The 22,912-nt window shown below is 38.0% G+C and carries 19 protein-coding genes; 7 read left to right on the top strand and 12 right to left on the bottom strand.

Going from position 1 to position 22,912, the window contains the following annotated elements:
- The first annotated feature begins 86 nt into the window (after positions 1–86).
- Entirely contained in the window at positions 87–629 is a 543-nt protein-coding gene (locus tag AC1M89_RS06555; RefSeq protein WP_481588750.1) for an NADPH-dependent FMN reductase, read from the top strand.
- 135 nt (positions 630–764) lie between these two features.
- Here the strand turns inward: AC1M89_RS06555 and AC1M89_RS06560 are convergent, their stop codons facing one another.
- The 12 genes from AC1M89_RS06560 to AC1M89_RS06615 form a co-directional block, all read right to left on the bottom strand.
- Entirely contained in the window at positions 765–1,031 is a 267-nt protein-coding gene (locus tag AC1M89_RS06560) for a PAAR domain-containing protein (RefSeq protein ID WP_092766603.1), read from the bottom strand.
- Between the two features lie 23 nt (positions 1,032–1,054).
- On the bottom strand, positions 1,055–1,813 hold the full coding sequence (locus tag AC1M89_RS06565) for an OmpA family protein (protein ID WP_092766604.1): 759 nt from the start codon (positions 1,811–1,813) through the stop codon (positions 1,055–1,057).
- The gene (tagF, locus tag AC1M89_RS06570; RefSeq protein ID WP_481592006.1) at positions 1,813–2,772 is read right to left on the bottom strand and encodes a type VI secretion system-associated protein TagF; all 960 of its coding nucleotides are present in this window, start codon (positions 2,770–2,772) and stop codon (positions 1,813–1,815) included. Before tagF ends, AC1M89_RS06565 begins: the two co-directional genes overlap by 1 nt.
- A 43-nt stretch (positions 2,773–2,815) precedes the next feature.
- Entirely contained in the window at positions 2,816–6,655 is a 3,840-nt protein-coding gene (gene tssM / locus AC1M89_RS06575) for a type VI secretion system membrane subunit TssM (protein WP_481614051.1), read from the bottom strand.
- Positions 6,656–6,681: 26 nt separating this feature from the next.
- Positions 6,682–8,085 (bottom strand): hypothetical protein, encoded by a 1,404-nt coding sequence (locus AC1M89_RS06580; protein WP_481614052.1) that lies wholly within the window; start codon positions 8,083–8,085, stop codon positions 6,682–6,684.
- Positions 8,082–9,077 (bottom strand): type VI secretion system baseplate subunit TssG, encoded by a 996-nt coding sequence (tssG, locus tag AC1M89_RS06585; protein WP_481592009.1) that lies wholly within the window; start codon positions 9,075–9,077, stop codon positions 8,082–8,084. The genes AC1M89_RS06580 and tssG overlap by 4 nt, the downstream gene beginning before the upstream one ends.
- Positions 9,041–10,849 (bottom strand): type VI secretion system baseplate subunit TssF, encoded by a 1,809-nt coding sequence (gene tssF / locus AC1M89_RS06590; RefSeq protein WP_481592010.1) that lies wholly within the window; start codon positions 10,847–10,849, stop codon positions 9,041–9,043. The genes tssG and tssF overlap by 37 nt, the downstream gene beginning before the upstream one ends.
- Positions 10,850–10,862: 13 nt before the next feature.
- Positions 10,863–11,342, bottom strand: coding sequence for a type VI secretion system baseplate subunit TssE (tssE, locus tag AC1M89_RS06595; RefSeq protein ID WP_092766610.1), 480 nt, complete (start codon positions 11,340–11,342; stop codon positions 10,863–10,865).
- A gap of 68 nt (positions 11,343–11,410) precedes the next feature.
- Positions 11,411–11,914: an Hcp family type VI secretion system effector gene (locus AC1M89_RS06600; RefSeq protein WP_092766611.1), complete on the bottom strand. Its 504-nt coding sequence runs from the start codon at positions 11,912–11,914 to the stop codon at positions 11,411–11,413.
- Between the two features lie 44 nt (positions 11,915–11,958).
- Complete coding sequence (tssC, locus tag AC1M89_RS06605) at positions 11,959–13,440, bottom strand: type VI secretion system contractile sheath large subunit (protein ID WP_092766612.1); 1,482 nt, start codon at positions 13,438–13,440, stop codon at positions 11,959–11,961.
- Positions 13,433–13,945 (bottom strand): type VI secretion system contractile sheath small subunit, encoded by a 513-nt coding sequence (gene tssB / locus AC1M89_RS06610; RefSeq protein WP_092766613.1) that lies wholly within the window; start codon positions 13,943–13,945, stop codon positions 13,433–13,435. The genes tssC and tssB overlap by 8 nt, the downstream gene beginning before the upstream one ends.
- Before the next feature lie 28 nt (positions 13,946–13,973).
- Entirely contained in the window at positions 13,974–14,561 is a 588-nt protein-coding gene (locus AC1M89_RS06615) for a hypothetical protein (RefSeq protein ID WP_481592011.1), read from the bottom strand.
- A gap of 434 nt (positions 14,562–14,995) precedes the next feature.
- On the opposite strand from AC1M89_RS06615, the gene tssH reads away from it, so the two are divergent.
- Genes tssH through AC1M89_RS06645 form a run of 6 tightly spaced genes read left to right on the top strand, consistent with a single transcriptional unit; the run spans position 14,996 to position 22,630 of the window.
- Positions 14,996–17,692 carry a type VI secretion system ATPase TssH gene (gene tssH, locus AC1M89_RS06620; protein WP_481592019.1) on the top strand — a complete coding sequence of 899 codons (2,697 nt, stop codon included), beginning with the start codon at positions 14,996–14,998 and terminating at the stop codon, positions 17,690–17,692.
- Between the two features lie 22 nt (positions 17,693–17,714).
- Positions 17,715–18,833 (top strand): type VI secretion system protein TssA, encoded by a 1,119-nt coding sequence (gene tssA / locus AC1M89_RS06625; protein WP_481592012.1) that lies wholly within the window; start codon positions 17,715–17,717, stop codon positions 18,831–18,833.
- A gap of 5 nt (positions 18,834–18,838) precedes the next feature.
- Complete coding sequence (tssK, locus tag AC1M89_RS06630; protein ID WP_481594548.1) at positions 18,839–20,203, top strand: type VI secretion system baseplate subunit TssK; 1,365 nt, start codon at positions 18,839–18,841, stop codon at positions 20,201–20,203.
- Between the two features lie 19 nt (positions 20,204–20,222).
- Positions 20,223–21,026 (top strand): type IVB secretion system protein IcmH/DotU, encoded by an 804-nt coding sequence (gene icmH, locus AC1M89_RS06635; RefSeq protein WP_481592014.1) that lies wholly within the window; start codon positions 20,223–20,225, stop codon positions 21,024–21,026.
- 12 nt (positions 21,027–21,038) lie between these two features.
- Positions 21,039–21,656, top strand: a complete 618-nt coding sequence (locus tag AC1M89_RS06640) for a hypothetical protein (RefSeq protein WP_481592015.1) — start codon at positions 21,039–21,041, stop codon at positions 21,654–21,656.
- The gene (locus tag AC1M89_RS06645; protein ID WP_481592016.1) at positions 21,653–22,630 is read left to right on the top strand and encodes a M15 family metallopeptidase; all 978 of its coding nucleotides are present in this window, start codon (positions 21,653–21,655) and stop codon (positions 22,628–22,630) included. Before AC1M89_RS06640 ends, AC1M89_RS06645 begins: the two co-directional genes overlap by 4 nt.
- The last annotated feature ends 282 nt before the right edge of the window (positions 22,631–22,912 follow it).

A 22,912-nucleotide genomic window follows, 5' to 3' on the forward strand; every position in this document is an offset into this window, starting at 1 on the left:
GCTTTTTTTTAGATACATTTTCGATCTACCTTTTTTAAAAAAAACATTTTAAAGTCAGTGTGATAACAGTTAGAAGGATAAATTTGGTGAATATTCAAATTATTGTGGGAAGCATTCGAGAAGGCCGCACAGCCATTAAAGTTGCAAATTGGGTTCAAAACACGATTTCATCATATAACTACAGCACGATTAAGACAGAAATTGTGGACTTAAAAGAATGGGATTTACCGTTTTTCGCTGGAGCAAATCCACCACTAACGGGTATATATGATCAACCTAAGCAACAAGAATGGGCTGCTCAAATCGCGAAAGGTGATGCATTTATATTTATTAGTCCTGAATATAATCATGGATACAGCCCTGCACTTAAAAATGCACTCGACTATTTAGGTAAAGAGTGGAATGGAAAACCTGCTGCTTATGTCAGTTATGGCGGTAGTAATGGCTCTCGCTCTATCGATCAAATCCGTCAAGTTGCTACGCAATTAGGTTTAGTCGACTCAAATGCCGTGGTTGAGATTCGCGATATTTTTGCACGCAATCGCAATGAAACATTCGAAGGCAATGAATTCGATGACAAAGCGCTTAAATCTGCGTTTGATAAAATTGTGCAATATGTAAGTGCGTAATAATCATCTTCAGATCATCAGTAGGTGCGCGATTACAAATACCGAAGACACTTTGATCGAGATAAAATTATAGTTGAAAAAGTGAACCCTCTAAAATTAGAGGGTTCTTTTTAGATACAGATCCCAATGAATTAACTAATTTTGTCCAACCGTTAAACTTTGATTCCCTATACATTTGCATCCACATGCCAAAGGTGAATTATGCTGTGCGGCGGGTTTTCCCATAATAACCATTTTGCTGTCACCCGCAACAATTGTCGTCACCGTTTTATGTTTAGGACAGGTGGCCTTATCCCCTACACAAGCAACTGGCTTACCTTCGATTAAGAAAGAACTATTTGCTGAAATAACCTGCCCACCACCAGTGGTTGGAGAGCCAATCGTAATATAAGGGAAAGCCATACACTTGTTCCTTTTATAATATTTTATTGAACTTCAAACTCGATTCTTCGATTTTTCTTACGACCCTCTTCCGTTGCATTGTCTGCAACAGGTTCATCAGCACCCATACCCGCTGTACTTAATCGTGAAGGTGAAATATTCTTGGCAATCAAATATTGTTTTACTGCATCCGCACGTTGCAAGCTCAATTCTTTGTTTTTCTGTGGATTACCTTGACTGTCAGTATGTCCGATGATTTTGACATTTTTGCCTTGAACTTTGTTTAGCGCAACCACCATTTCGTCTAAAATTTGTGTGCCTGCTGGTAAAAGTGTGGCACTTCCAGAAGCAAATTCAATAATTCGATTTTTTAAAGCATTATCAATGATGGCTTGTTCTGCATGATTCACAGATAACTGTGCATTAAAGCGATAAGGTGCCACAACTAAATTTTGAAATGTATTTTGAGTCGGTACGATATCATTTTGATTGAGGACTTTACCTGTGAGCTCAACTTGTGTTCCTCTTACACTCAATTTTCCTTGAGAAACTTTTTTAAGATCAGGTGTAATGACTTGTGTCACGGAATCACTCCATCCATTGGGTGCAGTGACAGGACGAACCTGAATTTTATCGATAATTTGGTCTTGGCTATAGACCACTTTCATTTTATTCAATATGGCCTGTTTGCTCATCTCGTTAGGAACAACTCCCTCAACGATAATTTCTTTCGCAAACGATATAACACTTATACTCAATATCGAACTAAGCAATGAAATCTTTAATAAGGTTTTCTTCATCATTATTCTTCTATAAAAGTCTGTCGGAATAATTTCATTCCTTGATTTAAACTTAACTGTCGTTCGCACAAAGATTGCTCGAGTGCAGCAAGACCTGCATTTTGCTCCAAATAGCGATCAATCCACTGTGCTTGTACCAATGAAACCCAATGTTCAGAGCTTAAGTTCTGATTGAAAATATCACTTAATGCTTCAATATCTGCGCCCTGAAAGCCAAATAATAAAACTGGACGTTCTGAATGAAGAATACCAATTAACACTTCGGTATTATGTTTTGGCAAAAATCTTGCGATTAAACTAACCCAGAATGCTGCGATTTCATAACAAAAACTAGGGTTGTGAATCGGTAAAATTAACACCTTATTCAGTTTACTCGTTCCATTTTTTAATACAGGTTGGAGTAAAAGACCTAGTCCAATCATGCTTTGTGCAAGCTCATAGACCGATATTTTCATCATTTGTGCAAACGAATGCATGGTATGATTTTCAAAAAAAGCGGTTGATTCAGTTACATCAAGAACTTGAATTTCTTTTTTGAGCTGAGCCAGTTTTTCGATTAAATCATCAGCATCTCGAATTTGACGAATCACACGGTTTCTTTGAAATAAGTCAATCAAAACTGGCTTATAGCTATAAGGTGCATAGAGCAAATTTTGGTAGGGTGCATCCACTTCCAATAAGTGACTCAACACCATAGGAAACTGACGACCTGAGCTGTCTTTGCTGGTCACTAAGTTTGCAACCAAGAACATATTTTCACGCGGATTGGCAATAAAGAAATCTAATGATGCCAAACTTTGATAATTTTGATCGAAATTTGGATTTCTCATTGCCATTTCAAGCGCTTCAGTAATCCACTGATCAATCACTTGAATCAAAGAATACTGTCCTTTGGTTTTCAGAAAATCGCCACGAGCAGGACTCTTACCATAGTACAAAGGCGTTGTTTTCACACTGTACATATCGCCTCCTACTGATGATCCATCTTAAGTTGTACTCCATACATCATGGCTGTGCTCCTTGTGTTGCATTTTGCAATGCCGTATTCGTTGAATTCTCAGCTTGAGGTGCTGGTGTTGGTGCCTTTTGAGCAGATACCACACGTGCTGTCGCCTTGTTGGTCGTCACCTTATCAACCAATTGCAAACCGTTTAAATCACGATTAGAACCAACGCCTGTTCCACCTTGACCTGAATTCCCACTGATCAAACGAAAGTTTACTTTTACCGCTAATGATGGTTGTTGAACACTTGCCCAAGTCATTTCGATGACACCATTTTGATCACGACGTTGCGAAGAGTCGATCAAACGATTGATCCCGTATTCACCTGGTGCATCAAAAATCGTATGCGTTTTCCCTTCGAGATCGACTGCAGTAATACGTGCTCCAGGAATAGCACCAGTATTCGGCCAAACAAAGTTCACCCACTGTTGGATACCATTTTCAAAGACCATACGTTGACCATCAATATCAATCGTATAAGACAGCAACTGTGGATTAGACAATGGATAGAATTGGAAGTTGGACTGATTGGTCGCAGCAGGAGCAGAACCTTGTGACAAAGTACCTGTAGCTACACCGTTAAGTGGTGAAACATAGCGTTGGAAACTCATCACAAATTGTGGATTCAAGATAATGCCTTGGTCTTTCCACGTTTTAGAAGTCAGTGTGTAGCCACGACGAATCACAAATGGATCGAGCGTTTCTTTAACAAAATTGGCAATACTACCGCCCTCACCGAAGATTTGACCGATTTCACTACTCGTCGCTTGGATTGAAGCCGAGGTATTGAATGGAACCTTTTGGCTCAGAGTCTGATTAAACGGTTGATAAGCTTGCATCACCCATAATTTATTAATCTCATCTTGTGCTGGCGTGATTAAGCTTGCAAAGGATTGTGTCAGTGGACTCACCAAAAGCTTTTGAATGAGCTTATTGTCAATATCATTCAGACCGACCGTCAGTTTTTCATCGACAAGTTTTTGCGTAGTATTAAATACTGAGGTTTGTTCATTGATGGTTTGTTTTACCAAAGCCATCGCATTTGGGCCAATATCCCCTGCATTTCGGAGATCATTAAACTTACTGCGTACCTGTGCGAGATTTTCTAAATACTCATCAAGTAATGATTTATTTTGCTGATCATCACGTTTACGAACCAACTGATAAAAAACGTTAAATTCTTTTGAGATAGCACCTTGGGCGCGCTCAGCTGCACGTTGAATTTCATTGGTATTATCTTGACGAAGAACCTTACGTTTAAACCAAGCGATAAATCCTGTTTGTGGAGCCGCCAATTCCGCTTGAACCACAGGGTTATCCCAATTGGTTTCTTTCGCTGTATGCTCAATGAGCAAACGTATCGGGGAGTTTTGAGGCTCACCCAATAAATCTATTGTTTTATGTTGCTGGGCAAAATCAGGTTGTTTTGCGTAATAAATTCCATTCAAGAATTTACGCCACTCTGCGATATATTCTTTCTTATAGAGTTCAGTCAGCTGCTTACGAATTTGATCTGGACTACCACTAAAGGTGAGGTCATCTGATTGATTGCTGTTCAACACCCAGTCACGACTGTCTGTCGGACTATTCGCAGCTTCATCAATGGCTTGATCGATATATTCGTTCCATGCCTTATATGTAAATACCCCAGGAAGAGCATAAGAACCTAATACGGCACTACGATTGTTCTCACCTACAATTTGAGCTGCTGTCACCGCTGGATATCGTACAGCAGCACGCATTTTGATCTCATTATAAACTCGATCACGTGCTGGCATCCCCTTCATCACCGCCAACAATACTTGTCGGCTTTGATCAACCAATTGCGCATCCGCTGACAACTGTGGGAATTTTGGATCATTCGCCAATGTCATGGTATAGGTCAGCACCTGCTCCGCTTTTTGGATCATTTCACCACGTGGCATTTGTCCACGATTCGCATCTAACCATGAACGCCAAAAGCGCGTAACCTGATCACTCAGATGACTTGCTTCCATATATTTTGAATTGCTCATCATCAAATAAGCTTTCAATGCGTTGTAAGCATCTTGCGGATTCGAATCAGAAGGTTCCAAAGCATTTTGTGCAGGTTTAGGCGATACTTGCTGAATTTCAACATTAACGTGATTTTCTTTTAGTGTCGCTTCATTATTTTTGACACGTTGCAAGAACTGGCCAATATTTTGTTGAGACGGTTCTAAAACAATTTGTCGCACACCATTTAAATATTCGGTTTTAAGTTTTTCCCGCAGATCATTGCCTTGATACAAACCAAAGCCAAACTTTAATGGACGATCTTCTTCAAATTGATCTAACTGTTCTAAACGCTGTTGTAAAATTAGTAACGAGTCGAGCTGTGTCGCCAAATGCTGACCTGATGCCTGCTCCATTTGCATCACTTTATTCAGATCGGCTTGAACATCTGCGATCAACTGTTGGTTGTTACGGTAAGACCACACCCACAGGCCTAAAATTACAGATACCCCAAGTAAAGCTGCAATAAAACTCAAATAACGTTGGCGCTTTTTCGCTGGGTTAATATGTTGCTTCACCAAGTTTTTATCTTTCAGAATGACATCTGAAAATAATCCCTTTAAGAAATACCCATGATTCTGTGATACAGAATTTTGTGGAATACCATGTTCGCTGTTCGGAATTTTCTGAAGTCTAAATTCTTGAGCAATTTGCTCCGTCATTGGACTCTCGATCGTTCCTTCTTGTAAGGCACTGGTGAAGTAAAAACCACGGAATACAGGTTTGAACTGATACGGGTTTTCCTCAAATAGTGTTCCTATAAAAGTTTTGAGTGCTGGCTTTAAAGTCTTAAACTCAAGCGGAAAAGTCATCACACTTGGTGAGATATTCTGTGCATGACGGCGACTTAAATGAGTCGTACTCACGCTTTTCAATCCATCATACAAAATGTTGTAATGATGCTCGAATAGATCAACAGCATTTTCAGATGAATCTGGATTATAAGGCAGCGTTGCTCCCCAAACTTGGTCAAATTCATCTTGATCATAACAATCAAAAAACTCAGTGAATCCTGCGATCAAATCCATTTTCGAAAACACCAAATATACAGGTGCAAAGATTTCTAAACGTTCCGTCAAATCTTGTATACGTGCTCTCAAGTTTTTAGCAAGTTTCAACGATTTTTCAGGACTTTGACTAACTAACTCGGCAATACTGACGGTGACAATCAGTCCATTAATCGGCGCTTTAGATCTATTTTTTTTGAGCAAGTTCAAAAAACCAATCCACTCAGAGTGATCTTCTGCATAGACTGAATAACGACCAGCAGTATCCAACAACACCCCTTCTGTTGAGAAAAACCAGTCGCAATTACGTGTTCCACTCAAACCTGAAGACACTGCATTTTTATGCGTTTCTTCGAATGGGAACTTTAAGCCCGAGTTATAAATGGCAGAACTCTTACCGGCAGCAGGGTTACCAATGACCATATACCAAGGCAACTCATATAGCGCTGCATTCCCTTTTTTATCACCCAGCTTTGACTTACGAATGAGCTGAATTGAATCCTTCATCTGTTGATGAACCAATTGTAGTTCATCTTTATCCTTCTGCTTACCATACTCAGCTTGGGTATCTTTTTCGATTGCTTCCGCCAATTCTTCCCCTTGCTTCTCATGGCGTTTGCGTTGAATGAACCAATAGATTCCATAACCGATTAGACCCAGTACATAAGCCACCGCAAGCGGCCAGAAATACTGTCTAGGTATCGTGTGATAGGCAGACACTAAGGCAACAAACAATGACAATGCAATAATTGCCTTTGGGTTTGAAACGTACTGCCATACATAGCCTAATATCGTGTGCATTGTATTCTCATTTTTTTCGTAAATTTTTAAACGTTTTGCTGCTCAGGATTTATGTCTGTTTCTGATTGATAAGTTTGAATAAATGTCTGAACATCAGGGTTTTGAGTTGTATACACCATTGTCATTAACGCATCATCAAACTGAAAAGCGAGAGTAAATCCAAAAATTTTAGCTAAGCTTTGTGTATTCCCAAGTGTTGGATGAAGCATTAAATAATGATGTTGCTCAATATTCGTATTGGCAAAATTTTGCTCAATTTTTTTAAGTGTTTTGAGTTGAGTAATGTCATCCAACAGAACTGTAAAGGGCTGCTCATTTTCCACTTTGAACTGATGATCAATGTTATAGCGATCTAAACTCTGTTTCAGTTGTTTTTCATTTATCGCAATATCTAATGTTTTCGTAGGTAAAACATTTTCAATTTGAATTTTAGGTGAAGCTAAACAACAGCTCGAAATATATTCTGCAGGAATATATTGTTCTGAAATCCAAATCTTTTCATCCAATGTATCTTGATCAATTTCGGAATCAACGATAAACACAAGACTTATAGACGACTCATCTTTTTCAATACTTTGTAAAAGATGAATCCATTCACTATAGCTTGTTTCAGCACCCCAATAGTGGTGTTCCACGTGAAACACTTCAGGAATATAATTGAGCTGACTCAGGTAGTCTGAAATGAGTTGCTCAGAATCTTTTTCATCCCAAACATGCAGTAATTCTTCAGCGAGAACCAGGTGGATTTTAAGCTTATTCAGTCGATAAACTTGCTGCACAGAAAGAGTATCTTCCCTATCATGATACTCAGCCTGAGGATCAATCCATGCTGGATGCATACGATAAGATTGGCTAATTTGAGTATCGTAGAAAAGCGCTGATTTTTTTAAATGCTCACTAATTTCCCAGAGTATTTCTGTTTGTTGTTCGAGTTGAGTCAGAATCAATTGATGAATGCGGTATTGCCGTTTGAAGCTATATTCATCCTCTTCATTTTGTTCGACGTCTAAATCAGAAATTCGATAACTCAGAATAGGCAAGCCATACCCATTCAATAATTTGTCATCAAGTTCAGGACTCTTGAATTCCCGAATCGCATCAATAATCAGATGATTTTCACCCAAAGCATTGAGTGCATAAGCGCGATAGACATTTAAATTGATCCACTCCACAGGCTCAGGCTGTAGCTCCTCAATTGTGGTCTCATCGCTAAGTTGAGGATCATTCTGTTTATTTTTTTGCTCTTTTATCCAATGATAAATCATATATGGCATCACCAAAAAAGCAGTGATTGCAACAGGTAACAATCCAAAAAAGATAAGTAGATCACTGCCAGAAGGATCAAAATTGATGTCACGCCAATACAGCACCACAATCGCAGAAATCACCAGATAAACAGTAAGGAATACTCCAACAATGATTTTGATCATGACGCTACTCCAAGCAATGGGTAGCAAGTTTCATCATTGTCTAGCGGTTGATTATGAGCTAAAAAGGCACCCTGACTAAGCCCCATAGAATGCTCCGAATTTAAAGTAATAGGCTGTATTTCTTGTTTTGATAAAATTAAACGAACATCAACCAATAAGGTTGGGCTACACCAGCTTTGTAGTAGTTTTTTTAATTTTAAACTTAGTTTTTGTTGTGGTAGAAAATCTAGGTAAGTTTTACGATCCAACGGTCCAATTTGAATTTCAATTTTGCCATCAATTTGGGTAATAGTCTCTCCACAAAATGTATTCAATCCTAACAAGCTTGGCGTCGCCCCTCCTAAGGATGTTCTCTGCTGAAGCTCTAATTTAAATTTTTCAGGGATAAATTCTTGTATTGCCACATGCTGATTAAATACCTGTGCAATCATGGTTTTTAAAGCATGTGCTGTATTATTTTGCCCCTGCATTAATCCTGCAAATTCAGCAAAATAATCATCAAGTTCTTGTTGTTGATGTTGCTGACTAATATAACCATTTAAAGCATGGATAATATTCAGATAATGATTTTCAGACTCGACCTCATACCGTACTGGTAAATTGTACTTAACCGTCGCATCAACGAATTGTGAAGTGAGCTTATGATTAAATAAACTCAAGAATTGCGTTGTTTCAACTCGAAATTTGCGTGGTGCTGATTTAACTTTATTGGTATAGCTATAGGGTAATGCCCCCTGCATGCCAGTCAAACCTACCATTAAATTTGTAAGCTGAACTTTTTCATCTTCTAAAGCTAGCGATTCAATTTCTTTTTTAGGGAAGTTAAGCTCTAAGGAAGGATGAAATTTAAAATCACGATCCCATGGTGTATGTGGCCGAGCATAGGGCACATGTCTTAACAATCGAATCGACTGAATAAATTCATAAGCAGTCGGCTGTTGAAATAAATGGTCTATTACAGAAGCTTCTTGCCACCAACGTTCTGCACGCATTGGTATAACTCCTGTTGTGATTGAGCATCTTCGATTATGACATCGACAAAACTGTTTAACTGCACTTTTAAGTTAAACACATGGCTCAGCAATTGACTGAAAATATAAAGACTATGACCTCTGAATACTTGTTCATCGATTCGGATAACAACTTTGAGTCCTCGAACGAAAAGCGGGAAAGGTTTGGCTTCAACCAACTTATGCGTCAGGCTAAATTCAATTTGTTTAATCGAATTAATTAACAGATGATTTTCTTTATTCGACGGTAAGTTATATAACTCTAATAGTTCTTTTAAATGCGCTACCGCATCCCCTTTCATCAGTGCTAAAGTATTTAATGAAAGATGAGAAATAATGCGCCATTGCTCTTTCTGATTTTGCTCAAATTGATAGGGTAAACTCGGACGCTTCAATACCAAAGCACGACGTGCCAAACTACTATCATTTAGATTTAAAATATTATTTGACTGGCTTAATGCTTCATGCGGTAAATTCCGATTCGAACATAGCAATACGGTGCTAATAAAATCAGACTTTGTATCATACGGCTGTAAATGCTTAGAAATAATGGAATAACCCGTTTCAACAAACTTATTGTTGAGCTGTGATGAGTTCAATGCATAGAAAAATTGGACATTTTCATCATGGTAATGACTCATTCCAAAGAACGGCAACACTGGATGATAAACCTGTTCCTGATTAATCTTTTCACGAACCATGTGCATTTTCTGAATCGAATAGACCTGATAAAACTCAGGATGATGCGCATCCGTGATCAATGGATATTCAAGTTGTCGATGATGTATTTTTTGTGGTTCAGCATTTTTTTCAAAAAGATTAACAGCCGGCGTGCTAAATAATTTGAAATTTGCAACATTCAGCTCTGAATAATTACGAATAATCGCCTGATCGTTTAGGTTTAACTTAAAATGAATTTGGAGATCAAAACTCGTTTGTTGATCTAATAAATTTCTTAAAAAAGACAAATCAAGATTAAGAAAGCTGAATTTATCTGCAAAACAAAAATATTCCATCAACAAGCGATAGGCATGATGTGTATGTTGATCAATAGGCAATAAACTCTCATCTTCCTCAAAGCCCATTAAGGAAAATGGATTAGAAATTTGATAAAGCTGTGTTCTAATGCGTACCGTAAAAGTCGTATCTTTTTTGAAAATACTATCCAAAACTTGCAGCGGAAAATTTGAAATAGCATCTAAATAAATAGGGAGTTTTTCTTGATGAATCCACAAGCCTGCTTCATTGAAAGTTTCAAAACTTAATTGCAAAGTGGCATTTTGATTGAGATGAATTTGAGCACTTGGGTTCGTTTTAAATTGAACTTGATTCAGTTGAATGGGAAGTAATCGTACAGCTTGACAGGTATTAAATTCACATTGAACCCCCTTAAAGCTTCGTGATTTTAGCGTTGTTGCCTGCGGAATGACGTGAGCTTCAGTTAATTGTTTTATTTTATTTTGATCTTCGAAACTGACGACAGTACAACTTGGAAAATGTCTTAAATATTGAGGGAACATCACCTCAAATAAAGCACGTGTAAAAACGTCATAACTGTCTGCTAATTTTTTATCAATTCGAGCAGCAATCAACGAAAACGCCTGAATTAAGCGCTCAATGTGTGGATCATCAATCTGTTCTTGGTTGAGCGAGAGCCGTTGGGCAATTTTAGGATACTTCTGAGCAAATTCACGAGATTGTTGTCCAAATTCTTGTAATTGTTTTTCGTAGTACGGTAAAAGTTCTTCTATCACAAAAGCCCCAATCTTAAGATCTAGCCGAAATTACATATTGTTGTGTCGTTGGTTTCAATAAAGCATCAAAAACTACAGGCTCATACAATGGATGGATATTTAAATATGCTTGAATACTGAGGCAAAGTGCGCCCATATTGTCGCTGTCTAACAACATTTCAACTTGAATTTGTCGTAGGCGAGGTTCATGTGCCGCAATGGACTGCTGAATAGATTGGCAAATTTTGTCTCGATCCATTGGATTGGCTGTTGATAATCCAACAAAATCAATAATGCCAAACTGTGCAATCGAGCCTTTAACCGTAGGGAAGTCATCAATTTGATCAAACTTGGCTACTCGACTATTGAGTAGATCTTCCAAGTCATGTGCAACAGATTCACGTAGCTCTTGCATAGATAAGCCTTTGATCTGATCCTCATATTCTGGAATCAAGCGGTCAAATAAAGTTGCACGGAAGCCAAATGGATAAAGATGATCTAAATTTGTTTTCATCTTGCCTACTCTAAAAGATGAATAAAGGCCAACTTAAGTCAGCCCCTACTCCTCTCACTTTCAAGACTTTAAGCTTTGTAGCTTGCAGTGTTGTTAGAAAGTGACCATTGCTTCGTGATCGCACCTTTTTGAGTACCATCGATATCTTGTTGGTTGTATGTCCACTCAACAGCAGCATATTTCAAACCAAATGCTTCAGTCGGAACACCTTCAGCATTTACAGATGGTGTTACGCTTGAAACTAGAACATGTTTCAATTTGATTTGAAGGTACTTAATACGCTTATCACCATTCGCACGGTAGTAATCGATTTGTACTTCATCAAAAGTGTAACCAGCAGAACATGCTTCCCAAAGTTTCGGGCTAGTCGCATCTAAATCTTTAACGAATAACATGTCTGAATGTTCAACACGCTCAGAAGTATGACCACCAACACTTGAAGATGTCGCAGATTTAGGCTGACGGATGTTATGAGACCAAGAATTAACTTCCAACCAATCTTTGTGCTCAGTGTCACGAGATTCGCCGTCTACTTTGTATTTTCCTCGAAATTGAACATATATATCTTTCATGAAGATTTCCTGTTTTATTTAACGTTATTATAAAGTTGCTCTATTTAATTAGAGGACTGAGGTAACTCAGTGACAAGTCTCAAAGATACCGACAACTCGTCCAACTGGAAGTGCGGTCTTAAAAACACGACCGATTTGTAGTGACCAGGGTTCGCCGGGTCTTCCACAACTTTTACAGATGCTTCACGAAGCGGGCGCTTAGCTTTGGCCTCTTGTGATGCACCATCATCTAGTAATACATATTGAGATAACCAATCATTCAAGAAGCTTTCTACATTTCCAGCTGAAGCAAAACTTCCGACTTTATCTCGCATCATTGCTTTCAAATAATGCGCAATACGCGACACAGCCATGATGTATTGAATCTGGCTTGAGAGTGCTGAATTTGCATTCGCTGTATCGCTATCATATTTCTTAGGCTTTTGGGTCGATTGAGCCCCAAAGAACGCTGCGTAGTCTGTGTTTTTGCAGTGTACTAATGGAATAAAACCGAGATCGCTCAACTCTTTCTCACGGCGGTCCGTAATCGCAACTTCTGTCGGACACTTAAATACGACTTCACCATCATTGGTTTTGAAGGTATGTACTGGCAAGCCTTCTACTAAACCACCACCTTCAACTCCACGAATTGCTGCACACCAACCATGCATATCAAATGCATTCGTTAAACGTGTACCGAAACCGTATGCTGCATTCATCCAGAGATATTGATCGTGATCTTCACCTGAGACTTCTTCAACGAAGTTAAAGCCTTCTGTTGCCCAACCCTCTTTAGGGTCATAAGGCAGGCGACCCAGAACGCGTGGCATAGTTAAAGCCACATAGCGAGAATCATCACTTTCACGGAATGAGCGCCACTGTACATATTCTGCAGTTTCAAAAATTTTAGATACATCACGAGGACGATCAATTTCAGTGAAAGATTCAAGACCTAGAATTGAAGGGCTTGCTGCTGAAATAAAGGGTGCATGAGAGGCAGCGGCAACATGAGAGATTTGTTCTAAAAGATACATATCTGACGGTGTGCGATCGAATTCAAAATCACCAATCAAAGTTGCGTAAGGTGCACCACCAAAAGAACCATATTCTTCTTCATACACTTTTTTGAACAATGTGCTTTGATCAAAGTCAGTTGCGCCTTGGAAGTCCTTAATCAATTCTTTTTTAGTGGTATTTAAAATGCGGATTTTAATTAAAGGATTTGAAGGTGTTTCTTGACAGAAATAGTAAAGTCCACGCCAAGTCGACTCAATCTTTTGAAACTGTTCATGATGCATAATTTTGCTTAATTGAGCAGAAATTAAAGCATCAATTTCAGCAATACGCTTATCTATTGAGACCGTCATGTTTTCTGAAACAGTAATTGTTCCAGCCATAACTTCTTTGGCTAATTCCCCAATTAAATTTTTCGCACGAACATGTTCATCATCGTTACGCGCAATTCGACTTTGTTCAACAATCGAATCTAGAAGACTCGTTTCTTCAACAGCATTGCTTGTCGCAGGTGCGGTTTGTAAATTACTCACGGTCGTCGCCTCCTGCTTCAGCACTTAATTTGCGTACTTGATCTGTATTTTGAAGAATTTCATCAAGCAGATCTTCTAGACGTTCACTATTTGAAATTTTATTACGCAAATCTGAAAGGCGTTCACGCGCTTCAACCAATTTGCGTAAAGGGTCAACTTGTTGAACAACATTTTCAGGTCGGAAATCTTCCATTGAGTTAAAAGTAAGATCTACCGACATATTTCCACCCTCTTCCGAAATTGTGTTTTCAACTTGAAAGGCTGCTCTTGGTGCTAGCGAACTCATTACTTCATCAATGTTATCCAAATCCACATTAATAAATTTCTTATCTTTCAGTTTGGTTCTTTCAAGTTCAGATGCTGCTGAGAAGTCCCCTAATACACCAACAACAAAAGGAAGTTCTTTTATTTCTTTACCATCACCTACTTCTACGTCATATGTCAGTTGTACTCGAGGTGGTCGAATGCGTTGTAATTTTTTTTGAACACTTTCACGCTTAGCCATATTATTTTTTCCTAAATTTGTAATTTGATCAGTTCAACGAGCCAAATGGATTCTCACGTTTTGGTGCTGCTGGTTTTTCAACTTTCGCAGGTGTCGTTGTTTTAGCGGGTGTTGTTTTTGCTGGAGTCGATGCACGGCGCGTCGTACGTGCAGGCTGTCGAGTAGTTCGAGTCTCTTGAACACGCTTAGGTGCTTCTTCAACTTTGGTTTCGATTACAGTCAAAGGTTTAGCTTTTTTAACTGCTTCAGAAAGTGCCAATGCTGGTTCGTAAGTCTCTTCAGTCAAATAACGTACTTCTGGTCCACGCATTTGCTCTAATGCCTCATTCGCGATTCCGATTCCAGCTAAAAACTTAGTATCTGTTAACGATGAGTGCTGAACATTTTGTACATTAAGACTGTTCACCAATTGAAGTGCTTTCTGATTTTGTCCGATTTGTTGAAAACGCTGAGCTGCTTGTGCTAGAAAACCATTTTTATTGTCTTTATTTTTTTTATCACATGCTTGAGCATAAATTTGTAGCAATGTCTGGTCTGTTTCACCCGCTACTAATGGATGATCTTTAACACAACCTCTTTTGAGTTTTACTTCATCTGCGTAAGTTGTAGACGCCATCCCCAACCCAATTAGCAGAGTTGTAAGCAGAATTTTAGTATTCAAAATACACCCTCATTTATTATAAAATTTACATTAACTATATGATTCACTGAATCATTTTTTAACACACTCAATGTTTAGAGCAATGTCTTCTATATATATTAGATTTAATTAAAATTTAAACTTATAAATGCAAACTTAGTCAACATTATGACCATTATAATAAAGAAACAATTAAGTTTTTTAAGTTACAAAATTATATAGTTCTGTAAACGATTCACACTATAGGATAGTTTTTTTATCACCTTTATTTAGGTAGAATAAAAAATATGGGTGAATTTTTTCATACTAAAAATTATTGTTTATTAAATATTTAGTCGTTAAAAATCTTAAAAATAGACGTTATGTAGGTTTATTTTAAGTAACTATAAATAATTTGAACACAGAGAATTCTGATGAATAACTTGAAAATTTTGATTACAAAACTATCTCCTACGACAAGAACAGCACTAGAAAAGTCTGCAAATTATTGTATTAATCAACAAAATTACGAAATTGAAATTGAACATCTACTCTTCGAATTATTAAATCAAAACGTAAAAAATGATCTCTCTATTTTGCTCGATCACTATAAAATTTCTAAAAATGCACTGATCGATGATTTACAAGAAACGATTTCGCACTTGCCCAAAGGCAATACGCGTACACCTATTTTTGCTCAATCGATTGTACGTCTGCTAGAACAAGCTTGGCTTATTGCTTCCGCAGATCAAACCCCAGTCATCCGTAGCGGGCACTTATTAGTTGCGTTATTGACTGCAGGAGATTTATATCAAATCGCGCTTCGTGCATCGAGTTTATTCGATCTGTTCCCGATTGATACGATGAAACACAAATTTATAGAAATTTGTAAAGCTAGCATTGAAGAGCATCTCCCTCAAGCTGATCATCAAAATGATGTTCAGGATCAGGATACGATTCAAAGTTCAGAATCTCATGCAAAAACACCTGCACTAGATCAATACACCATTAACTTGACTCAAAAAGCGCTGAACGGTGGGATTGATCCTGTCATTGGACGTGAGTTTGAAATTCGCCTTATGTTGGATATTCTGATGCGTCGTCGTCAAAATAATCCTATTTTAACAGGTGAGCCAGGTGTAGGTAAAACTGCTGTCGTTGAAGGTTTAGCGCTGAAGATTGCCAACAACCAAGTGCCTGATGCATTAAAAAATGTACATATCCATGTTCTTGATATGGGTCTATTACAAGCAGGTGCAAGTGTAAAAGGTGAGTTTGAAAATCGCTTAAAACAAGTCATCCAAGAGGTTCAAAGTTCCGCTCATCCTATCATCATCTTCATTGATGAAGCACACACACTGATTGGTGCAGGCGGTCAAGCTGGTCAAAATGATGCGGCGAATCTCCTTAAACCAGCCTTAGCACGTGGCGAGTTAAGAACAATTGCTGCAACTACATGGGCTGAATATAAGCAATATTTTGAAAAAGATGCGGCGCTCAGTCGTCGTTTCCAAGTCGTCAAAGTTGAAGAACCGACTGAAGAGGTTGCGATTGATATGCTTCGCGCCATGATTCCTGTCATGGCTAAACACTTTAATCTTCAAATCGATGACGAAGCCATTGTGACTGCTGTTCATTCTTCACATCGATATATTGCTGGTCGACAACTCCCAGATAAAGCAGTGAGTGTTTTAGATACTGCTGCCGCTCGTGTGGCATTAACTCAGAATGCTCAGCCGGTAAAGTTAGATCAGCTACATGCTCAACATCATAATTTATTGCTTGAATTAGATATTTTGGAACAAGAGAATAATCAGTTCCCACAGCATGACGAACGCCTCTCCAATCTTAAAAATACGATCACTGAAATAGAAAATGAGTTAAATGCCACAACTGAAAAGTGGAAACAAGAACTAGAAATTGTTCAAAAAATCAAAACACTTGAGCAAAAAAATTCTGAATTAAAAGATGAAGAACACATTAATGATTTTAAAAATCAGATTCAGCAACTTAGATCCGATTTAAAAATATTACAAGGTGAACAACCTCTGGTATTTGAACGTGTTAATGCACAAATCATTAATGAGATTATTTCAGACTGGACTGGTATTCCTGTAGGAAAAATGGTCAATGACGAAATTAAGCAAATTCTAAGTTTAGAAGAAAAACTGGAACAACGCGTCATGGGGCAAGACTATGCCCTGCATCAACTTGTTCAAGGAATCAAAACTTCTAAAGCAAAACTTGAAGATCCAAACAAGCCTCAAGGGGTATTTATGTTGGTTGGACCAAGTGGTGTAGGGAAAACAGAAACGGCTTTAGCTTTAGCCAATGAGCTGTATGGTGGGGAATCTCATCTCATCACGATTAACATGTCTGAGTATCAAGAGGCTCATACTGTTTCCTCATTGAAAGGTGCGCCTCCAGGCTATGTAGGATATGGTCAAGGTGGTGTCCTCACTGAAGCTGTTAGACGCAATCCGTATAGCGTTGTTTTGTTAGATGAAATTGAAAAAGCACATTCAGATGTTCAAGAGTTGTTTTACCAAGTCTTTGACAAAGGCACACTTGAAGATGGTGAAGGACGTGTTATCGATTTTAAAAACACCACAATTTTATTGACCTCTAACACTGGCTCAAGCGCAATTATGCAGGCCTGTTTGACTAAACCTGTAGAAGAATGGCCTACGGCAGAAGACTTAATTGAACATTTAAAACCAAGTTTATATAAACAGTTTAAACCTGCCTTCTTAGGGCGTATGCGTATCGTGCCTTACTTCCCACTCCATGATGATCTACTTGTGCGTATTATTCATCATAAGTTAGGCAAAATTACTGATCGTATTTTCAAACAATATCAAACACGTGTTGAGTATACGGATGATTTGGTGGAACTACTCTTAAGTCGCTGTACAGAAGTCGATAGTGGCGCACGTAATGTCGACAATATTCTAAACTCTTCAGTTTTACCTGAACTTGCAACACAAATATTGATCGCCTTGGCGGATAACAAAGTCCCTAAGTTAATTCAAATTGATAGCAAAGATAACGTGATTGAGTATCGATTAGATCCAACAACAGCACCGAAAAAGCGTAAAGCCACCAAAAAGAAAATTGTTGAAGCATAATTATTTGAGTATATAAATTAATATGAACATTGATATAAAACAGCTACTTCAACCAATCTCAGATCAAGCGATCTGTGGCGAAGATCTATCTTTTTCGAATGAATTTCATGAGATCAAGAAAGCGAAAACTCAAGATGATCCGCTCTTAGATATGGGGGATTGGGTAGCTGAACCTAAACAAGCAGATTGGTCATTTGTTTCGGCAAAATGTATCGATGTTCTGACTCAAAAAAGTAAAGATATTCGTTTATTGACTTGGTTAAGCGAGGCTTGGAGTCAAATCTACGGTTACGAAGGAGTCGCTCGTAGCCTTGAGCTTTCACATCGCATGTTATCCAATTATTGGAAAGATATACATCCTGAAATTGAAGATGATGATTTAGATCAACGTCTAGGTTTATTGCAAGGTTTGACTTCTCAGTTACCTGCTTTGATTAAACGTGTTCCACTCATCAATTCAGCTCCTTTCTATTCAATCTATGATTATGAAAAATTACTGCATCAACAAAATGTAAGATTAAAAAATGCTGATGATTATGGATCTTCTCAGAATCATCCAGAACTCGAGCAATTCGAACAAAGCTTATTTAATACCTCAAAAAGTTTCCAATACAACAATTATCAGTTCTTTTTAGAAATTTTGACGCACTGGGATACCCTCAAGCAAGTACTTGATCAACTGATGCAATTAGATGCTCCAAGTTTCGCAAATACTGATTCTCAGTTGGAAGACATACATAAAACACTGAAAAAAATTTATAAAGCAGATGCATTTTTAATGTCTGAGGATACTCCTGACATGAATCAAGACCTACAATTCCAAGAAAACAATTCAAATATAAATTCTGCTCCAACAGCAAATATACAAGCAGCAGTAACTCAACAGTCATTTCAACCTCAACCACAAAGTCATCTACAAAATCGTGAACAAGCAATGCGGGTGCTTAAAGATATTGCGGATTATTTTCAAGCAAATGAACCACATAGTCCTGTGAGTTATATGCTTCAAAAAACCATTAAATGGAGCCAAATGCCGCTTCATGAATGGCTCGCACAAGTTATTAAAAACGATAACAACCCATTGGAATCAGTCCATGAACTCTTGGGTGTAAAAAATAGCAATGAATCTAATGAATGGTAATCTCAATGTTTAAAGCAGAAAAAGTACTGTGGGGTGAAGGTCTGTTTTTAAGACCACAGCACTTTCAAATTCAAGACAGTTATCATGAACAGCGTTTAAATCAAACTATTCGCGCCACCATTCCATTCGCATATGGGGTACAACAGCTCAAATTTGATGAATCTCAATTAACGACCCATGTGCTAGCAATTGAGCACATTGAAATGATTTGGCAAGATGGTGAAATTTACGCTGCTCCTTCGCGAGATCTTTTACCTCAGCCCGTACTGCTCGATGAGCTCAATTTCCGTGGTGAAATGACCATTTTTCTTGCGCTCCCTATCGTTCAACCAAACAAGCGTAATATCGCCCATGAGGCTTCGACACAACCAAGTCGATATCATTCGTATCTGAATGAAACTCATGATTTGTTCACAGATGCCACACCTGCTGAAATTACTTACATTCGTCGTCGTGCTGAGCTGAAATTACTGGAATCTCAGAATGATACTCCTCATGAACTGGATGGTTTTTTATATTTGCCAATAGGAAAAATTAAGCGTCATAGTTCAGGAAGCTTTGAACTTGATACAAAATTTATTCCACCAATTTTGCATATTGCTTCATGTGAGTCATTGGTTGCTAATTTAAAACGTACCTTGAATGTCATTAAAGCAAAAATCAAAACTATTCAAACCAACAATCGCGAAAACGAACAAAAATTAATTGAATTTAGATCAGGTGACATTGTTTCATTTTGGCTAGTGAATGCATTGAATACTGCTCATGCAACTCTCAGCCATTTATTGACTCATCCCCAAATTCACCCTGAACGCTTATTTTTTGAATTACTCAGATTGACTGGCTCATTACTGACATTCTCAACAGCCTATGAAGTTGAACATTTACCTCAATATCAACATCATAATTTACAAGATAGCTTTGCGCAGTTAGATGTCATTTTAAGAGAGTTACTCGACACAATCATTTCAAGTCGATACTTCAATATCAGTCTTAAAGAAATACGTCCTTCGTATTGGGTTGGTAGCTTAGAGTCAGATAAGATCACTCGCGAATCTCGTCTGTATATTGCAGTGTCTAGTTCAATGATGCAGACACACGAACTTGTACAAATTGTCCCACTACGTTTTAAAGTGGGCACAACAGTCGATGTTGAGCAACGTGTCGTCTCTGCATTGCCTGCTATTCCGATTCACCATTTGATGCAAGTACCTACTGCGATTCCAGTCCGCTCTGGTGTGAGTTATTTTGAAATTGAACCTCATCATGAACTCTATCAACGCATGTTGGAGTCTGAAACCATCTGTATTTATGTACCTGCTGGATTCCAAGATATCAGTATTGAACTCATCGCAGTGATGAATGGCTAGAGATTGAGAAGAGAAAAATATGAATATGCCTAATGGAGCACCTTCACTGTTCGATGACGGTCAGATTGGAGCAGGCTCTACACCACAGCAACAGAATAAATTGACACAGTCTTCTAATTTGGTTGATTTAATGCATGACGGTTTCTATATCGTTTTTTTAATTCGTAACCAATACGTTCCTGACAATGTCGATGAATTTCGCCAAAAAATCATGGATCAACTACAACGTTTCGAATTACAAGCGAAGAAGTTGCAGTTCTCAGCCGAGGATATCCATGATGCAAAATATGCATTTTGTGCATTACTTGATGAAACGATTGTCACACAACAGGACCCTAGTTATTTCCATTTACAAAATTCGTGGTTAATTAGTCCTCTTCAGTTAACTTTATTTGGATCTCAACTCGCAGGTTATCAATTTTTTGACTTATTAGAAAAAATTAGAACTCGTGGAAAAGATCGCTTAGCGGCTTTAGAAGTTTTTCACTACTGTTTACTGTTAGGTTTTCAAGGTAAATACCGTATTGAATCAATTGAAAGCTTAAATCATTTGGTTGCACGCGTAGGCGATGAAATAGATTATTTAAAAGGTAAAAAAGCCCTCTTTTCACCTTTCGCTGCATTGCCTGATCAAATTAAAAACATTATTCATAGAGAACTTCCATTCGCTTGGATTCTCTTATTTTTACTCCTCTTTGCATTATTGGCATTTTCTGGACTTCGCTATATGCTCAGTCAACAAGAGACCAAAGCCATGACTCAATATAATAATGTCATTAGTGCACCTGCTGAACAGGCCCACATAACGATTCATTTACCATAAAAGATATTCAACATGAGCCAAGAAAAGAAAAATATTAGAGTCCTTACACCTACTAAAAAAAATAAAAAAATTTCGCCTCTAGTAAGTGGGATCATTGGTGTAGCAATTGGTATCTCTGCCACATCTTTAGCTTTTTATACCTATTTAAATCAACCAAGCTTCCAACCGATTAACGCAGCAGATACAGATTCAACACACTCAAATGATAAATTATCCAATATTGATTCAGGAGTCACTCAAGCTGATCAAAACGAGCAATCTGAACCTGATGAATATCACCAAGCTCAACCCAAGCTAAATGAGCTTAATAATATTTTCAAACATCAGCAAACAAACTCTGCTCAAGCAACTCAACCAGTGACTTCAAGTAAAAATCCCTTTGAATCAACTTTTAATCAAGCGCAACCTTTAAGTAACGAAACTCCCCAAGTTCCACCTAAAGCAGAACCAGTAAAAAAGACCACAACTGAAGCATTACCGAAAACCATAAAAAAGCCTGAGTCTAAGCCTACGACAGCCAATGCAAATAAAGTTGCTGAAAGTAAAGCTGACACTGATGAAAATATTGATATTCCTGTAGCCAGCGTAGAAGTTTCAGTCACACGAACTGCTAAAGAACCTGCACCGTGATTTTTTTTATCATTGTCAGTTTTGTGATATTAATCATCGCACTGACTTTATTGATGTCTTATGAGATAAGACAAAAAGTAATAGATTTTGCACAAAGCTTATTACCACAAGGTAAAAAAAAGCTTTTAAACGCACGTAAATTTGCACATGAAATGAATCATGCTGCTTCAGCAGACCAAATTCAAACGCATTGGCACTTACAGCAATGGTGGATACTCATTGCTGGTTTTTTGTTACTTAGCAGTATTATGCTTTTTGCTTTTACAAAACCCGTTGATCCTACAAAAATAGAAGCAAACTATTTAAAGAAAGCTGATCCTCAAATTTATAACTTATTAAATGGGGAAATTCTTTCCCCTCCACCAGAGGTTGAAGAAATTCTCGTCGATGCAGCAATCGTTGAAGCTGTACGTCTTGAGCAACAATATCAAGCTCAAACTGGCGGTTCTGTTTCATCTACAACTATTCCTAATGTAGAAAATTCAGAGTTTTCTCATGGTCATCTCGATACTTCAATGGTAAATCGTAAGTGGGACAAGATGCATCCACGCTATAAACAACGATTACTTATGGTCTTCAAAATTATGAAGGAACAACATGGCTATGAATTAGTATTACTAGAGGGTTATCGTAGTCCTGCACGACAAAATAGCCTATCTCGGAATAAAGCAACCACTTTAGCGACTGCATACCGTAGCTATCACCAATTTGGTTTAGCAGCTGATGTCGCATTCAAGCGAGATGGTAAAGTCGTTATTTCTGAACGTGATCCTTGGGCTATGCGTGGCTATCAGTTATATGGTCAAGTTGCTGAGTCTGTCGGTTTAGTTTGGGGAGGACGTTGGACAAAAATTCATGACTACGGTCATACAGAATATCGAATGCCTGGCTTGGTTCGTAGCAAGGAAACTCATGATCGTTTCATGCGAGAAGCTGAACAAGGTAATTTAATGGCAAGCAATATAGAACAGTAATAATCCGTTGATTCTCTTTTCAAAATGCCTGTTAACGATACAGGCATTTTTGTATTTATTGATATATTTTGCGCTTGTAATTAACTATGTGAAGACATCGATTTAGAAGTTAATTTTTCCGTACCCATGCATTTCCCTTAATTTTATTTGTTTATTTTTTTTTTACTGCATAAAAAAACACCCCCTTGTATTGAAGGGGGTGTTTAGAATAATGAGCTGGCGATGACTTACTCTCACATGGGTAACCCCACACTACCATCAGCGCTAAGAGGTTTCACTTCT

The organism is Acinetobacter sp. ANC_7635 (assembly GCF_056779945.1).

Bases quoted from the DNA above. Each gene is read 5' to 3' on its own strand.
- AC1M89_RS06580 (WP_481614052.1), bottom strand. From the start codon at position 8,085: ATGATCAAAATCATTGTTGGAGTATTCCTTACTGTTTATCTGGTGATT.
- tssA (WP_481592012.1), top strand. From the start codon at position 17,715: ATGAACATTGATATAAAACAGCTACTTCAACCAATCTCAGATCAAGCG.
- AC1M89_RS06560 (WP_092766603.1), bottom strand. From the start codon at position 1,031: ATGGCTTTCCCTTATATTACGATTGGCTCTCCAACCACTGGTGGTGGG.
- AC1M89_RS06615 (WP_481592011.1), bottom strand. From the start codon at position 14,561: ATGGCGTCTACAACTTACGCAGATGAAGTAAAACTCAAAAGAGGTTGT.
- AC1M89_RS06600 (WP_092766611.1), bottom strand. From the start codon at position 11,914: ATGAAAGATATATATGTTCAATTTCGAGGAAAATACAAAGTAGACGGC.
- tssK (WP_481594548.1), top strand. From the start codon at position 18,839: ATGTTTAAAGCAGAAAAAGTACTGTGGGGTGAAGGTCTGTTTTTAAGA.
- tssM (WP_481614051.1), bottom strand. From the start codon at position 6,655: ATGCACACGATATTAGGCTATGTATGGCAGTACGTTTCAAACCCAAAG.
- icmH (WP_481592014.1), top strand. From the start codon at position 20,223: ATGAATATGCCTAATGGAGCACCTTCACTGTTCGATGACGGTCAGATT.
- AC1M89_RS06640 (WP_481592015.1), top strand. From the start codon at position 21,039: ATGAGCCAAGAAAAGAAAAATATTAGAGTCCTTACACCTACTAAAAAA.
- tssE (WP_092766610.1), bottom strand. From the start codon at position 11,342: ATGAAAACAAATTTAGATCATCTTTATCCATTTGGCTTCCGTGCAACT.
- AC1M89_RS06565 (WP_092766604.1), bottom strand. From the start codon at position 1,813: ATGATGAAGAAAACCTTATTAAAGATTTCATTGCTTAGTTCGATATTG.
- tagF (WP_481592006.1), bottom strand. From the start codon at position 2,772: ATGTACAGTGTGAAAACAACGCCTTTGTACTATGGTAAGAGTCCTGCT.
- tssG (WP_481592009.1), bottom strand. From the start codon at position 9,077: ATGCGTGCAGAACGTTGGTGGCAAGAAGCTTCTGTAATAGACCATTTA.
- tssB (WP_092766613.1), bottom strand. From the start codon at position 13,945: ATGGCTAAGCGTGAAAGTGTTCAAAAAAAATTACAACGCATTCGACCA.